Here is a 15,295-nt window from a genome sequence, read left to right on the forward strand (position 1 = left end):
AGGCGAGATCAACTGACCGGCACGATTTCCTGCCACGCTGCATAGGCGGAGAGAACGAGTTCCGTCTGAGCCGTGTGACCCGCGACAAACTCTTCGCCGTAGATGGTCTCGTCCGGATATTCGGTGATCAGGGTCATCGGCACGGTATGGCGATCATCCACCGAAATGAGGCAGGGGAAGCCGTTGATAATGCGGAAACCGGTTTCACCCGCGTGGATCTCGTAGAGTGCGATCTGCCTGTCATTATACGCCAGAAGCCCCGGTATCTCGCCGAGATGCCGCGTCACCCGGTCGAGCAATATCTCCGACTGGCTTTCCCAGCCAGCATGATGGCGCACGATGAGAAAAAAACCTTTGGGCAGCGTCCAGGCGCCAAAACCGCGCGGCACATAACCCGATAGCGGCCGGGTCCATTCATGCGCGGGATAGCCATGCAGGTTGACATGCAGCTGTGCACCGCTCAACTCCTGCGCCCTGAAGCGGATTTCTTTTTCGTTAACGTGCCCGGCGGAATTTTCATGTGTGCGATATTCGAGATCGTCGCCAAGCGCAGTGTAACGGGCGGCGTGATGCATGTGGCGCGGGTTGTCACGGCGCAATCGCTGGTGCACGGCATAACCATCCGGATTTTCCAGCGGCGAAACGGTGAAATGCGCGCCCTTTCGCTCAGTAAGCTTGGCGGCAGCCCGAAGAGCGCCGACGATGCCGGTGGTCTCGTTTGGATGCTGCCCGCCGCTGATCATCACCGGGGCATCGCTACCGGCGATGTAACGCGCCGAAACCGTGCGGCCAGACCGGGTACGGGCGGCAAACCGCTCGCCGCCGATCGCCTCCAGCTGCGCTACCACCTGGGCTTCGGCCAGCGGTTCGTGGGCCATATCGATCGCCTGCTCGGCACCGTCCAGAAAAGCGATCGACAAAACGCGGGTAGTTATATCGAGCGTGATGGGGCCTTCGGCCTTCACGACTTCCGGCACGATCATGCCGGGCTTCAGACCGCGATCCCCTGGTGGGCGGCCGGACTTCTTCTGGAAGAATTCAAGAAGCGAGAAATACAGGTCCTCATGAAGCGCTTCACGCAGGCTGACCACCTCATCGCCAATCGCCAGCGGCTCGTCGCTAGCCGGATGGCCGATACGGATGTTCAGCTCTTCGAAATAGGGCTCGACCTGGCCCCAGTTGTAATCCGCGATCGCGGAAATGGCCGCCTCGAACACGGCCTCATAGTCCGTTTCCAGCCGTTCGCCTGTCGTTTCACCGGCGCGACGCAGCCAACCGGTCGGTGAGAGATTGGTCTGCCCGACACGGTCCTGATGAACCCTGTTCGGCGCAAGCACGGTAAAGGATTGCGCGATGCCGGCGCCCGTCAGCATCACGTCGTAGAAGAACCCGTCGTCGGCGCGTGGGACAAACGTGATCTTGGCGTCCCCCACAAGTGCTGCCAGCGGATAGGTCTCAAGCCGGAAGCGGTTCTTGGATGCTGCGGCGTGGACCGGGTAGCGGATTTCGATGGCTTCGATGCCTTTAAGGTCCACCTCTTCGAGAAAGAAGGCGAGCAACGGCTTGTAGGCGCTGCGGATGCGGGCCGTGATACCTTGTTCGGCGAGCTTTCGTTCTGCCGCTAGGCGGCTTTCGCGGTCGTCGAAGGTCCACGCCTCGAAATCCTCTCCCGGGACGGCGCGCGCCGATAGTTGAGCGAGTGTACGCTCGAAGGATTTCTCAAATATCGCGTTCATCGGATTACCTCGAAGTTCTGCCAGTTGGATCAAGGCTGTCGCGCAACCAGTCACCGAGAAGATTGAGGCCAAGCACGGTCAGGAGGATCGCAAGGCCTGGGAAGACGCTGACCCACCAGGCGGTCTGGAGATAGGTGCGGCCATCGGCCAGCATGCCGCCCCAGCTCGGAATGGTCGGATCGACGCCGAGACCGAGGAAGGTCAGGCTGCTTTCCAAAAGGATATTGTTGGCGACGTTCAGCGTCATGAGGACAATGACCGGTCCGATCAGGTTCGGCAGCAGATGCTGGAAAATGATGCGCCAGTCCTTCACGCCGATGGCGCGGGCAGAAAGAATGAATTCACGCTCACGCAATGTCAGCACCGAGCCGCGCACTACCCGGGCATATTGCACCCATTGGGAAACGATCAGCAGGATGATGGTATTGGTCAGGCTGCCGCCAACGATGGCGATAAAGGTGATGGCGAGCAGAATGAACGGCATGGCGAGCTGCAGGTCGGCAAAGCGCATCACCAGCATATCCCAGAAGCCGCGATAATAGCCGGCAATCAGGCCCATCAGCACACCGAAGATCACCGCACCGATCACCGAGGTGAAGCCGACCAGCAGCGAAATCTTGCCGCCGGCAATCACCCGAGCCAGCACATCCCGGCCAAGCGGATCCGTGCCCAAGGGGTAGGCCAAGGTAGTAAACGGCTTGGTGAGACGGGCGATCAGGTTGATCTTTTCGGCGCCGCCTGGAAACAGCACGTCGGACAACAGCACTGCAAGGCAGATGATGAGCGTCAACGATGCGCCGAGGATGAATTCCAGGCTAGAGAACCGCGACAGGCGGGAGGTCTTGGTGGCCATTGGCGGTTACTCCGTACGAATGCGCGGATCAACAAGCCCGTAGGCAATGTCGACCAGGAGATTGACGCCGACGATCATCAGCGACAGGACGGTAATAACGGCTTGCAGGACGGGGTAGTCGCGGGCCGAGACCGCGTCAAAGGCAAGCGTGCCCATGCCCGGCCAGTTGAAGACACGCTCCACGACAACGATGCCGCCGAGAAGTCCGCCGAACTGCAGGCCGAAATAGGTGATGAGCGGAATGGCGCAGTTGCGCAGCGCATGCTTGTAGAGCACCGTCGTTTCGCTGAGCCCCTTTGCGCGCGCCACCATGACATATTGCGATTGCAGGGTTTCCAGCATCGAGGTGCGCACCAGCCGGACATTGGTAGCGGTCAGGATAATGCCCATGGTCACCGCCGGCATGACATAACTCGTCCATCCCGACATGCCGCTCGGCGGCAACCAGCCAAGCGTCACTGCAAACAAAAGGACAAGCATGGTGGCGAGCCAGAAGTTCGGGAAGGAAAGACCGATCAGCGAGAGAATGCGGATCGCCTGATCGGCGCCCTTTCCTCTTGCCGTCGCAGCCTTGATGCCGAGCGGTATCGACAGAGCGATCGACACGAACATGGAGATGAACGCGAGCAGCAGTGTGGCCGGCAGCGCATTGCCGATCAGCATTGAAACAGAGGTTCCCCCGGTAAAGCTGCGCCCGAAATCAAGCGTCACCATTCCCTTGAGGAAGTTCAGATATTGCATGATGAACGGCTGGTCGGTGCCCAGCGACGCACGGATGCGCATCAGGTCCTCTTCCGTCATGCTACCACCGCCCTGAAACATCATCAGAGCAGGATCGCCGGTCAGACGGATGGCAAAAGAGACCACCAGCGTGATGGCGAAGACGACGAAGATCGCCTGCAGCAATCGTTTGATCAGGAAACCGGCCACGTTCGTTATCCTTGACGGTAAGGGAAAACGTGCCGCCCGCTAGCCGGGCGGCACAAAGGTCTTCAGATTACTCGACGGTGACGTCGGTCAGCTTCAGGCGGTTGTCTGAAGGAGCAACGAAGCCCTTCACCCGCTTGCTGATGCCGTAGATGGCGTTGCTGTTGTAGAGCGGCAGTTCCAGCGCTCGATCGGCAGCGTAGCGGCCGACTTCCTTGAGGATTTTTTCGCGCTCCGCGCGGTCCGTCAGCGGACGCTGCGATTCCAGCAGCTTGTCCAGCGTCTCGTCCTTGTCGTAGGGGTTCCACTTTTCACCGGAGTGATACATGGCATAGGCGGTGTTGTCGTAATCGAACGTCCAGCCACCCCACTTCTGCTGGAACATCGCGCCCGTCTTGCCCTGCGGAATGATGTCGTTGATCAGGACATTGGTCTCATATGGCTTGATCGTCGCGGTAATGCCGACCATCTGCAGGTAGCTGGCAACCACCTGGGCAACTTCGTTCATCGTCGAGTCATTGCCGCGGATATCGATCTGCAGGGTTGCCCCCGGCTTGACGCCAGCTTCCGTGAGAAGCGCCTTGGCGCCTTCCGGATCATAGGCAACAGCCTTCAGGTCCGCATCGTAGCCGAAGGAAAGCGCGCTCTGAAAGCTGACGATCTCGGAAGCCTGGCCGGCGAGGATCGACTGGACGATCGTTGCGCGATCAACGGCCATGATGATAGCCTTGCGCACCTTGGGATCGGCAGTGATGCCGTCGCGCGTATTGAAGCGCAGCGCATCGACCGTCGGTCCAGGAACGCTGACGATAGCAAGGTTTGCGTCACCTTCGATCACTGGAATCATGCCGATCGGAATGGTCGGCGGGATGACCAGATCGACACGGCCGGCCTGAAGCTCGGCAACAGCCGTCGCGGGCTCGGTGATGAAGCGGTATTCTACTTCGGAAAGCTTCGGCGCACCGCCCCAGTAATCCGGGTTGGCTGCAAGCTTGATATCGACCTTGGGCGCATAGGACACGAACTGGAATGCGCCTGTGCCGACAGGATTAAGGTTGAAATTGTCCTCGCCCTTTTCCTGGATGTATTTCGGCGGAACGATCATCGCGCCATAACCGGCAAGCTTGGTCAGCAGCACCGGATCGGGCGTCTTCAGCTTCATATCGACGGTATAGTCGTCGATCACTTCGACACTTTCGATGGTGGTGTAATTGGAGCGCTGCGGCCCCTTGGAACCTTCTTCGCCGAGCAGGCGTTCGAAGGTAAACTTCACCGCCTGGGCATTGAAGGCTTCGCCATCGTGGAACTTGACGTTCTGGCGCAGCTTGAAGCGGATACGCTTGCCCTGGTCCAGTTCTTCCCAGGATTCAGCAAGGCCCGGCACGAGCTTGAGATCGGCACCACGATAGGTCAGGCCGTCGAAGATATTGGTCGAAACAGCAGCCCACTGCACCAGGAAAGTGTCGACCGGATCCCAGCTGCCGGGGTCCTGCGGGCTGGAAATCGTCATCTTGCCGGCGGCAAGGGCCGGTCCGGCATAAAAAGCGGTACCCGACAAGGCCAGTGCCATGAAGGTTGCCGTCAGTCCCCGTTTGATTGTTTGCATGTCGCTGTTCCTCTCCAGTTGCTTGCAATTTTTTGGCAGGTATCAGGCCACCTTTGCGACGAAGTGGCCCGGATCGATTTCCTCGTGAACGAGAATGGCTGGTTCATCGCCGACACGGTGAACCGGATTGGGTATGTCGCCGGTGATGAGTGTGCTTTTGCGCTCCCTGTTCGGATCGGCAACGGGAACGGCCGAGAGAAGGCGGCGGGTATAGTCGTGCCGCGGTGTCTCGAACACCTGTTGCCGGCTGCCCATCTCCATGATCTGGCCCAGGTAAAGCACCGCAACGCGATGGCTGATTTCCTCGACCACCGCCATGTCGTGACTGATGAAGAGATAAGCCAGACCGCGCTCTGCCTGCAGATCCATGAACAGGTTGATGATCTGTGCCTGGATCGATACGTCGAGCGCCGATAGCGCTTCGTCGGCAATGATCAGCTTCGGCTCGGAAGCGAGCGCACGCGCGATGCAGACACGCTGGCGCTGCCCACCGGAAAATTCGTGCGGATAGCGATCCGCATGGGCCGATGTCAACCCGACGCGCTCAAGCAGTTCATCGACACGCCGGCGTACGGCTTTCGTGCCCGGGATCAGGCCATGCGTATTGATCGGCTCGGCGATCGAAAAACCAACGGTCTTGCGCGGATCGAGCGAGGCGAAGGGATCCTGGAAGATATACTGAACGTCTTGGCGCAGGCGAAAACGCTCGGCCTTCGACATCGATGAAAAGGGTTTGCCGTTGAACGCGATATCGCCTGTCATCGTGGTCTGCAGCTGCTGGATCGTCCGGCCGATGGTCGACTTGCCGGAACCTGATTCGCCGACCAGCGCCAGCGTCTCGCCCGGATAGATGTCGAAACCAACCTTCGATACGGCGCTGAGGCGGTGGGTTACCTTGCCGAACAGGGACTTGCGGATATCGAAGCTCACGGAAAGCTCCCTAACCGAAAGCAGCGGCTTTTCATCATAACGGGCGGTGTCCTGCACGCGCTCCTCGCCGACAATCACCGGCGCACCATCGCGCAGCATGGTAACCGGCATGCGCTTGGGAAAGACTTCCCCGGTCATGCTGCCCAGGCGAGGTACCGCCGCCAGAAGCGTGCGCGTATAGGGATGCTGCGGATTGGCGAAGATCTCGCGAACCGGGCCTTCCTCGACCTTCTTGCCCTTCCACATCACCACGACGTCATCTGCCATCTCGGCCACGACACCCATGTCGTGGGTGATGAAGATCATGCCCATGCCGAGTTCCTGCTGCAGGTCGCGCATGATGTGGAGAATTTGCGCCTGGATCGTCACGTCGAGCGCGGTTGTCGGCTCGTCGGCGATCAGCAGTTTTGGCCGGCAGGCCAGCGCCATCGCGATCATCACGCGCTGGCGCATGCCGCCGGAAAGCTGATGCGGGTAACGCTTCAGAAGCTGTTCGGAATCGGGCAGGCGAACCATATCCAGAAGCCGCCGCGCCTCTGCCATTGCAGCGGATTTTGTCATGGCTTCGTGCAGCAGCAAAACTTCGCAGATCTGCTCGCCGATCGTAAAGACCGGGTTCAGCGACGTCATCGGTTCCTGGAAGATCATGGCGATCTCCTTGCCGCGAATGCGCCGCATCGCCTTCTGGGACGTTTGAAGCAGGTCCTTTTCGCCAAACAGGATGCGACCCGAGGAGAATGTTGCCCCCATCATGTCCGCAAGCCGCATGACCGCCAGCGACGTGACGGACTTCCCGGAACCGGATTCGCCGACGACCGCCACGGTCTTGCCGGGCGCAACGGAGAAGGAAAGGTTTTCCACCACACGGGTGACGCCAAAATTGACCGTCAGGTCTTCGACCGAAATCAGCAATTTGCGATCAGTCATCGGCAGCGTCATGTCGGGCCTCCGGCTGCTTTTGCGCCATTGGGGTGAATGAACCGGCGGTCTGCCGGGGTGAAACACGCATGATGACAGCACCGACAAGCTGGAAAGAACCAGCACCCGTAAGACCCCTCACAAATACGTAGGGCGAACGCTACTGAATGTGAACAATCATGTCCATAGTGTTGAGCAATAAATACATATCGCCCTACAGTCGGATGTCCAATGTTGATTGATGCCGATCTTCTTTATGGTCCTCGGATGGGAATTTAATGCTCCAGCCGGGCACGAACCGCCGCTACGCGCCGGTTCAGTCGGAAAGAATGAGCAAGATGGGCGAAATGCTTTTCCGCAAACAGCAACGGGGCGGCGCTAACGCTCCCGGCTAAACCGCTAAATTGCCCTGAGCAAAGAGGCGCTGCTTTGGCGCAAGACACTGCGCGAGATGGACAATACCTTCAGAAAGGGGCTGCAGCGGATGCGGAATGTCTACAGGCCCTTTTTGGCGCAACAGAAGATTGAGAAGCCGGATTGCACCGGCAGGCTTGATGCCTTCGATGGCCGGGCGTTGACCGGACCGAGGCATAAGGCATTGGCCACACCGAAAGCGCTGTCGACGCGGAGAATGATCAGGCGAATATTGCTGTTCAGACAGGAGCCAGTTCCTGCTCCACCAGCGTCGTCCAGAACGCCACGCCCGGGCCGATCGCCGCATCGTTGAAATCATAGGCGGTGTTGTGGTGCAGGGCACCATCCACCGCAGGGCCGTTGCCGAGCCAAACATAACACCCCGGAGCCTCGCCAGCGAAATAGGCGAAATCGTCACCCGCCGTCGATGGTGGAAAGGCGGTTCTAAGCTTGTCGCCAAAAACGCTAGCGGCAGCCTTCAATGCACGCGCGGTCGCATCCACATCGTTGACAACAGGGGGAATACGGCGCTCGAACCCGTAGTCGACTGCAATGCCGTACATCGCTGCGGTACCACTCGCCAGACGGCCGATTTCATTTTCCAGCTGATTGCGCACCTCCGGTGAATAGGCCCGCGCCGTTCCGCCAATCTCGACAATATCCGGAATGACATTGAGCGCCTGTGGATTACCCGCCTGCACCGAACAAGCACTGACCACAGCCGGCTGCAACGGATCGACCACCCGGCCGACAATCGTCTGCAGCGCGGCAAGAAAGGTTCCGGTAGCGGTGATTGGGTCCTTGCCCAGATGCGGCTTGGCACCATGCGTGCCGATACCGCGAAACGTCACGCGCCAGCTATCCGAGGAGGCGAGCTGCGGCCCGGCAACCACGGCCATTTCGTCGGTATCGAGGCCGGGCATGTTGTGCAGGCCGTAAACGGCATCGCAGGGAAACCGTTTGAACAGCCCGTCCTCGACCATGCGCCGGGCGCCGCCGCGACCCTCTTCCGCCGGCTGGAAAATGAAATGCACGGTGCCGGAGAAATTGCGCGTTTCGGCCAGATAGCGTGCCGCGCCAAGCAACAGGGCCGTGTGACCATCATGACCACAGGCATGCATCTTGCCGCTGACCGTCGATTTGTAAGAGCGCTCCGCCGTTTCCGGCATGGCCAGTGCATCCATATCGGCGCGAAGGCCGATGCTGCGGGTGCCATTGCCGATTTGCAGCGTTCCAACCACGCCGGTGCCGCCCAATCCGCGCGTCACGGTTATTCCGGCCTTTTCCAAAAGATCGGCGACGATGGCGCTGGTGCGCTCCTCCTCGAAGCCGAGTTCGGGATGCGCGTGCAGATCGCGGCGCAACGCGGTGAGGAAAGGCAGGTCGGCAGTCAGAATTTCAGGCAGGCGCATCGGCAGGCAATTCCTTGGATCGTGGGGGTCCATTGTGTGCCGGGGCTCCACAGACTTCCCCTGGACGTTCTTCCGGTATAGAGCAAAAACACAGAAAACCGAACACCTCCCTCACAGTTTGGCTCAAAGGAAGACGCCGTGCAGCCGCATGACTTCTGGCAGGAAATCCATCCCGCAAACACATTCGATCCGGCCAAAACCCACAGGGATTTTTATCCGGCCACCCTGACGGACGGGCGTCAACTCCGCCTGCCGATCCGCCCGCTGTCCGATGGCACCCATGCCCTGGCATCGCTGATCGTCAACCAGGCAAGCTTTGCGGTGCAGGATGTGCTGGCAGCTCAGCTGGCCGAAAAGCTGAAACCGTTCCAACCCGACGTCATCGTCGGCCTGCCGACGCTTGGCCTGACGCTCGCCAGCGCCGTTGCCCGGGCACTCGGCCACAGCCGTTATGTTCCGCTCGGAACCTCGCCGAAATTCTGGTACCAGGCCGACCTTTCGGTGCCGATGTCCTCGATCACCACGCCGGACCAGACAAGGCGGCTCTTTATCGACCCGCGCATGCTGCCACTTCTGAACAACCGCCGCGTCGTTCTCATCGATGATGTCATTTCCAGCGGCACATCCATCATCGCCGGACTGTCGCTTCTGACGATAGCGGGTGTCGAACCGGCGGCCATCGGAGCCGCCATGCTGCAATCACGCCGGTGGGTAGACCGCTTGACGGCTTTGGACAGCCGTTGGCCGGAAAAAACTGCCGGGGTTTTCGCCACGCCGCTATTGTCGAAAACGCCTGATGGAGGCTGGAGAGCTCAGGGGTAACCCCGCAGCATCGTCCAGCTTGATCGGTTTTCGAAATACCAGCCGCCATGGCAAGCAGCGCCACCTCCCCAAAGTTGTGCACATTGCGGATGGCATGATGGTTGTCGGCACTATTGTGTTACGCTGGCTGGGAGGAATTCGGAACGATCATCAAAGGCGGTGATTCGGATCTGAGCGAGGTGCGTGATCACCGGTGCGCCCTTCGACAAGGATCCAGGATCCGTCGGTCCCGCCCAAATGGTGCGGCCCTCTTCGTTGTGATATTCTCAGCAGTAACAATTATTTGAAGGAACTTTCGAGAGCAAGGAAACGTTCATCTCGTTGAGCGAGCCGATAGGCAGCGATCCCGTCTCAACGAACCGGCCGCGGGAGAGCATGATGCAGATGCAAAATACCCAGTCCGATGTCTTCGATCTGTTTTCGGAGATTTATACAAGCACAGCGCAGGAGGAGATCAGTCTCCAGGAATATCTGCTGGCGTGCCGCGACGACAAAAGCATGTATGCCACCGCACAGGAGCGCATGGTCGCCGCAATTGGAGAGCCCAACTTCGTCGAAACCAGCGCCGACGAGCGGCTTGGCCGCATTTTTTCCAACCGAACCATCAAGATTTATCCGGCATTCGCCGATTTCTACGGAATGGAAGACACGATCGAGCGGATCGTCGGCTATTTCCGCTATGCCGCGCAGGGCCTCGAAGAGCGCAAACAGATTCTTTACCTGCTCGGACCGGTCGGCGGCGGCAAATCCTCGCTGGCTGAAAGGCTGAAGAAGCTGATGGAGTTGCGTCCGATCTACACATTGATGGTCGGCGGCCAGATCAGCCCGGTGTTTGAATCTCCCCTCGGCCTCTTCCATCCCGAGCGCATGGCCGATCTTCTTGAAGACAAATACGGCATTGCCAGACGCCGCCTGACCGGCATGATTTCTCCCTGGGCGACCAAGCGTCTTGACGAGGTCGGTGGCGACATCTCGAAATTCAGCGTCGTCAAGCTGATGCCGTCACGCCTGCGCCAGATCGGCATCGCCAAGACGGAGCCGGGCGATGAAAACAATCAGGACGTCTCCTCGCTGGTCGGCAAGGTCGATATCCGCCAGCTCGAAAATTTCAGCCAGGCCGACCCCGACGCTTATTCCTACAGCGGCGGCCTGAACCGCACGACGCAGGGCCTGCTTGAATTCGTCGAGATGTTCAAGGCGCCGATCAAGGTCCTGCATCCGCTTTTGACCGCGACGCAGGAAGGCAATTATAACGGCACGGAGAATTTCGGCGCCTTCCCCTATCAGGGCATCGTCGTTGCCCATTCGAACGAATCCGAGTGGCTGCAGTTCAAGAACAACCGCAACAACGAGGCGTTCCTCGACCGTATCCTGGTGGTCAAGGTGCCCTATTGCCTGCGGGTCACCGAAGAGCGGCAGATCTACGACAAGCTGCTGCGTGAAAGCGAACTTGCCAAGAACCCCTGCGCGCCGGAGGTCCTGGAAAGCCTCAGCCGCTTCACCGTTTCGACACGGCTTACGCCGCATGAAAACTCGCCGCTTTATACCAAGATGCGGGTCTATGACGGCGAGAACCTGAAGGACGTCGATCCAAAGGCAAAATCGGTGCAGGAATATCGCGACGCGGCCGGTGTCGATGAGGGCATGAACGGCGTCAGCACGCGCTTCGCCTTCAAAGTATTGTCGGAGACGTTCAACTACGACAGCAAGGAGATCGCCGCCGATCCGGTGCATCTGATGTATGTCATCGAACAGGCGATCAAGCGCGAGCAGTTTCCCAAGGAAACCGAGGCTGCCTATCTGAATTTCATTAAGTCGGAGCTCGCCACCCGGTATGCCGAATTCATCGGCCATGAAATTCAGAAGGCCTATCTCGAATCTTACAGCGAATACGGCCAGAATCTGTTCGATCGCTATATCGCCTATGCCGACGCCTGGCTTGAGGATCAGGATTTCAAGGATCCTGACACGGGGCAAAACCTCAACCGGACAATCCTCGATAATGAATTGTCGCAGATCGAAAAGCCGGCCGGCATCGCCAACCCGAAGGATTTCCGCAACGAGGTTGTCAAGTTCACCCTTCGGGCCCGCGCCAAGAACAATGGCCGCAATCCGTCCTGGATGAGTTACGAAAAACTGCGCGAAGTGATCGAAAAGAAGATGTTTGGCCAGGTGGAGGATCTGCTGCCGGTTATCAGCTTCGGCTCTAAGAAAGACAGCGCCAGCGAAAAACAGCATGCCGAATTCGTCCATCGCATGATCGAGCGGGGATACACCGAGCGGCAGGTGCGCAGGCTGGTGGAATGGTATATGCGCGTCAACAAAGCGGGGTGAGACATAGCGATGTCTGGGGGTAGCCAATGCCGAACTTCATCGACCGCCGTCTCAACCCGAAGGACAAGAGCCTCGGAAATCGCCAGCGTTTTCTGAAGCGGGCCCGCGAAGAGCTGAAACGGTTCATCAAGGACAGGGTCAAGACCGAGCGGATCGCCGACGTTGATTCCGGCCACGTGGTTCCCATGCCGGCGCGGGGCGCCAGCGAGCCGACCTTTCAGCCCGCCCGCGGCAGTGGCGACCGGCAGTATGTCCTGCCTGGCAACCGCGATTACATGCCGGGAGATCGCATCGACAAACCACAGGGCGGTGGCGGCTCGGGCTCTACTGCCGGAAAAGGCGAGAACGAGGACGATTTCCAATTCCTTCTATCGCGCGAGGAAGTGCTCGAACTGTTTTTCGAGGATCTCGAACTTCCCGACATGATCAAGCTCAGCCTCAAGGAAGCCGTCGCCTTCAAGCCGCGCCGGGCAGGCTTTGCCACCAGCGGCTCGCCGACCAATATCAATGTCAGCCGCACCATGCGCAACAGCTACGGGCGCCGCATTGCCTTGCAGCGGCCCAAGCGAAAGACGCTGGAGGCGTTGGCGCAGGAAATCGAAGATCTCGCGACGGAACCGGATCCCGACATCGTCCAGCGCCAGAATCTGGCCGCCTTGCGGGCACAACTCGATCTACTCGAACGACGCCGCCGCCGCATCCCCTATGTCGATCCCGTCGATATCCGTTTCAACCGGTTCGAACGCCAGCCGCTGCCAAATGCCAATGCGGTGATGTTCTGCCTGATGGATGTCTCCAGTTCGATGGGCGAGCGGGAAAAGGACCTGGCCAAGCGCTTCTTCGTGCTGCTGCATCTCTTCCTGAAACGCCGCTACGACCGGATCGATATCGTCTTCATCCGCCACACCGACGAGGCCGGAGAAGTCGATGAGGATACCTTCTTCTACAGCACCCAGAGCGGCGGCACGGTGGTCTCCACGGCGCTTGAGGAAATGCAGCGCATCATTCAGGAGCGCTACCCCGCGAAGGAATGGAACATCTATGCCGCTCAGGCATCCGACGGTGACAATGCCTCCCGGGATTCGGAGCGTTGCGCCTCGCTTTTGACCTCCGAACTGATGCGGCTTTGCCAGTATTATGCCTATGTCGAAATCATCGACGAGCGTGAAAGCGAGATCTTCGGCTCGACCGACAACGGCACCTCGCTCTGGCGCGCCTATCGCACCGTCGATGGCGAATGGCCGAATTTCCAGATGACCCGGATCGCCCGGCCATCCGACATCTATCCTGTCTTTCGAAAGCTCTTCGCCAGGCAGCCAACCCTGCAATTTCGCAGCTGAACGGAGCCCGGCATGGCCAAGAACGCTGGCGCTAAACTGCTGTTCCACAGTTCCGACTGGAACTTCGAGACGCTGTCGCACGCCTATGACGCGATCGAGAAAATCGCGCTCGATGAACTCGGGCTCGACGTCTATCCCAACCAGCTCGAAATCATCTCGTCAGAACAGATGCTCGATGCCTACTCTTCCGTCGGCATGCCGCTGATGTACCAGCACTGGTCGTTCGGCAAACGCTTCGTCTACGAAGAGAACGGCTACCGCAAGGGCCATCACGGCCTTGCCTATGAACTGGTGATCAACTCCAATCCCTGCATCACCTATCTGATGGAGGAAAACACCATGGCCATGCAGACCCTGGTGACCGCCCATGCGGCCTTCGGCCACAATCATTTCTTCAAGAACAATTATCTGTTCAAGCAATGGACCGATGCCGGAGCCATCCTCGACTATATGGAATTCTCCAAGAAATACATCGCCAAATGCGAGGAAAGGCACGGGACAGCGGCCGTCGAGGCCATTCTTGATTCCGCTCATGCGCTGATGGATCAGGGCGTGTTCCGTTACCGCCGTCCGCCGCGCCTGTCCTCCAAGAAGGAACAGGAACGGGCCCGCGAAAGACTGGAATACGAGGAGCAGACCTATAGCGATCTGTGGCGGACCCTGCCGCGTGCTACCGGCCGGCCCGACCCGGCAGAAGCGGAACGCGACGCCCTGGAGCGGAAGAAGGTTCTCAATCTGCCGGAAGAGAACCTCCTCTATTTTCTGGAGAAGAACAGCCTGATCCTGGAACCATGGCAGCGGGAGCTGCTGCGCATCGTTCGCGTGATCGCCCAGTATTTCTATCCGCAGCGGCAGACCAAGGTGATGAACGAGGGATGCGCCACTTTCGTGCATTACACCATCATGAATAGGCTGTTCGACCAGGGCAAGATCAGCGAAGGCTCGATGCTGGAAATGCTCCACAGCCATTCCAGCGTGGTGTTTCAGCCGCATTTCGACGATCCGCGCTATTCCGGGATCAATCCCTATGCGCTCGGATTTGCCATGATGCAGGACATCGAGCGCATCTGCAATCAGCCGACATCCGAAGACCGCGACTGGTTTCCGGGCATTGCGGGCAGCGGCCAATGGCGCGAGACGCTGCTGGATGCCTGGGCCAACCACCGGGATGAATCGTTCATTCTGCAATATCTAAGCCCGGCGCTGATCCGCAAATTCCGGCTGTTTCAGCTGACCGACGAGGCGGACAGCAAATATTGCGAGGTTTCCTCGATTCACAACGAGCAGGGATATTCTGATATCCGCAAGGCGCTGGCCAGAAGTTACGATGTCGCCGCCAACCAGCAGGATATCCAGGTTGTCGATGTCGATCTGCTCGGCGACCGGCAGCTACGGTTGCAGCACCGGATCAAAAACGGCGTCCTGCTGGAGGAACAGAGCCGCGACGCCACGCTTGGCCATGTGCGGCACCTATGGGGTTATGGTGTGAGCCTATCGGGTGTGGACGCTGAGACGGGTGCGGAGCGGTATGCGTGTTCGACGGGCTGATCGGCGATTGCCTCTGTGCCCTTTTCTTTTTCGTCGTTCACGTTCCCGAACGCAGCAAAGCCCGCCTCCGTTTCCGGATGGCGGGCTTTTTGTGTGTTTTTGGTATCAATTTGGTTGCGGGGACAGGATTTGAACCTGCGGCCTTCAGGTTATGAGCCTGACGAGCTACCGGGCTGCTCCACCCCGCGCTATCTCTGCATTCGGCTTTCGCCGAGTGTCGGATTGTATTGGGCTATCGTGGCAGCCCGGATTCTTTTGTTTGCCGGTCCTTGCAGGCTTTGCCTTCTGCGGTTCGGCGGGGCTGCTCCATCAGCGTGATGCGGCAGCCGTTTGTGTTTATCGGGCATTGTAGCGAAGCAAAAAGGCCGCTTGAGGGCGGCCTGTTTTATCGGCTGGGCCGGCGTTTGTTCGGAGAAGAGAGTGTATTTGGTATTTTTCTTGCCTTTAGCAGACCT

11 protein-coding genes and 1 tRNA gene are annotated in these 15,295 nt (G+C 59.0%); 4 read left to right on the forward strand and 8 right to left on the reverse strand.

The window, feature by feature from the left end; translation table 11 throughout:
• Positions 1–8: 8 nt before the first annotated feature.
• The 6 genes from ACP7BS_RS21180 to ACP7BS_RS21205 form a co-directional block, all read right to left on the reverse strand.
• On the reverse strand, positions 9–1,736 hold the full coding sequence (locus ACP7BS_RS21180) for a M14 family metallopeptidase (protein ID WP_426239695.1): 1,728 nt from the start codon (positions 1,734–1,736) through the stop codon (positions 9–11).
• A 4-nt stretch (positions 1,737–1,740) separates the two neighbouring features.
• On the reverse strand, positions 1,741–2,589 hold the full coding sequence (locus ACP7BS_RS21185; protein ID WP_426239696.1) for an ABC transporter permease: 849 nt from the start codon (positions 2,587–2,589) through the stop codon (positions 1,741–1,743).
• Positions 2,590–2,595: 6 nt separating this feature from the next.
• Complete coding sequence (locus tag ACP7BS_RS21190; RefSeq protein ID WP_113247276.1) at positions 2,596–3,519, reverse strand: ABC transporter permease; 924 nt, start codon at positions 3,517–3,519, stop codon at positions 2,596–2,598.
• 67 nt (positions 3,520–3,586) lie between these two features.
• Positions 3,587–5,122 carry an ABC transporter substrate-binding protein gene (locus tag ACP7BS_RS21195; protein WP_426239697.1) on the reverse strand — a complete coding sequence of 512 codons (1,536 nt, stop codon included), beginning with the start codon at positions 5,120–5,122 and terminating at the stop codon, positions 3,587–3,589.
• A 42-nt stretch (positions 5,123–5,164) separates the two neighbouring features.
• On the reverse strand, positions 5,165–6,991 hold the full coding sequence (locus ACP7BS_RS21200) for a dipeptide ABC transporter ATP-binding protein (RefSeq protein WP_426239698.1): 1,827 nt from the start codon (positions 6,989–6,991) through the stop codon (positions 5,165–5,167).
• 632 nt (positions 6,992–7,623) lie between these two features.
• The gene (locus ACP7BS_RS21205; RefSeq protein WP_426239699.1) at positions 7,624–8,796 is read right to left on the reverse strand and encodes a M20 aminoacylase family protein; all 1,173 of its coding nucleotides are present in this window, start codon (positions 8,794–8,796) and stop codon (positions 7,624–7,626) included.
• Between the two features lie 138 nt (positions 8,797–8,934).
• On the opposite strand from ACP7BS_RS21205, the gene ACP7BS_RS21210 reads away from it, so the two are divergent.
• The 4 genes from ACP7BS_RS21210 (at position 8,935) to ACP7BS_RS21225 (ending at position 14,840) form a co-directional block, all read left to right on the forward strand.
• Entirely contained in the window at positions 8,935–9,618 is a 684-nt protein-coding gene (locus ACP7BS_RS21210) for a phosphoribosyltransferase (protein ID WP_426239700.1), read from the forward strand.
• Between the two features lie 384 nt (positions 9,619–10,002).
• Complete coding sequence (locus ACP7BS_RS21215) at positions 10,003–11,952, forward strand: PrkA family serine protein kinase (protein ID WP_426229953.1); 1,950 nt, start codon at positions 10,003–10,005, stop codon at positions 11,950–11,952.
• 26 nt (positions 11,953–11,978) lie between these two features.
• Positions 11,979–13,292 (forward strand): YeaH/YhbH family protein, encoded by a 1,314-nt coding sequence (locus ACP7BS_RS21220; protein ID WP_426239701.1) that lies wholly within the window; start codon positions 11,979–11,981, stop codon positions 13,290–13,292.
• A 12-nt stretch (positions 13,293–13,304) separates the two neighbouring features.
• Positions 13,305–14,840, forward strand: coding sequence for a SpoVR family protein (locus tag ACP7BS_RS21225; RefSeq protein ID WP_426239702.1), 1,536 nt, complete (start codon positions 13,305–13,307; stop codon positions 14,838–14,840).
• A gap of 111 nt (positions 14,841–14,951) precedes the next feature.
• Here the strand turns inward: ACP7BS_RS21225 and ACP7BS_RS21230 are convergent.
• Both ACP7BS_RS21230 and ACP7BS_RS21235 read right to left on the reverse strand, forming a co-directional pair.
• A tRNA-Met gene (locus ACP7BS_RS21230) sits at positions 14,952–15,028 on the reverse strand.
• On the reverse strand, positions 15,029–15,295 hold a 267-nt coding region (locus ACP7BS_RS21235), incomplete at its 5' end, for a hypothetical protein (protein WP_426239703.1).

The sequence above is a fragment of the Pararhizobium sp. DWP1-1-3 genome (assembly GCF_049896125.1).
Classification (GTDB): domain Bacteria; phylum Pseudomonadota; class Alphaproteobacteria; order Rhizobiales; family Rhizobiaceae; genus Pararhizobium.

Bases quoted from the DNA above. Each gene is read 5' to 3' on its own strand.
- ACP7BS_RS21185 (WP_426239696.1), bottom strand. From the start codon at position 2,589: ATGGCCACCAAGACCTCCCGCCTGTCGCGGTTCTCTAGCCTGGAATTC.
- ACP7BS_RS21195 (WP_426239697.1), bottom strand. From the start codon at position 5,122: ATGCAAACAATCAAACGGGGACTGACGGCAACCTTCATGGCACTGGCC.
- ACP7BS_RS21215 (WP_426229953.1), top strand. From the start codon at position 10,003: ATGCAAAATACCCAGTCCGATGTCTTCGATCTGTTTTCGGAGATTTAT.
- ACP7BS_RS21220 (WP_426239701.1), top strand. From the start codon at position 11,979: ATGCCGAACTTCATCGACCGCCGTCTCAACCCGAAGGACAAGAGCCTC.
- ACP7BS_RS21205 (WP_426239699.1), bottom strand. From the start codon at position 8,796: ATGCGCCTGCCTGAAATTCTGACTGCCGACCTGCCTTTCCTCACCGCG.
- ACP7BS_RS21180 (WP_426239695.1), bottom strand. From the start codon at position 1,736: ATGAACGCGATATTTGAGAAATCCTTCGAGCGTACACTCGCTCAACTA.
- ACP7BS_RS21225 (WP_426239702.1), top strand. From the start codon at position 13,305: ATGGCCAAGAACGCTGGCGCTAAACTGCTGTTCCACAGTTCCGACTGG.
- ACP7BS_RS21200 (WP_426239698.1), bottom strand. From the start codon at position 6,991: ATGACGCTGCCGATGACTGATCGCAAATTGCTGATTTCGGTCGAAGAC.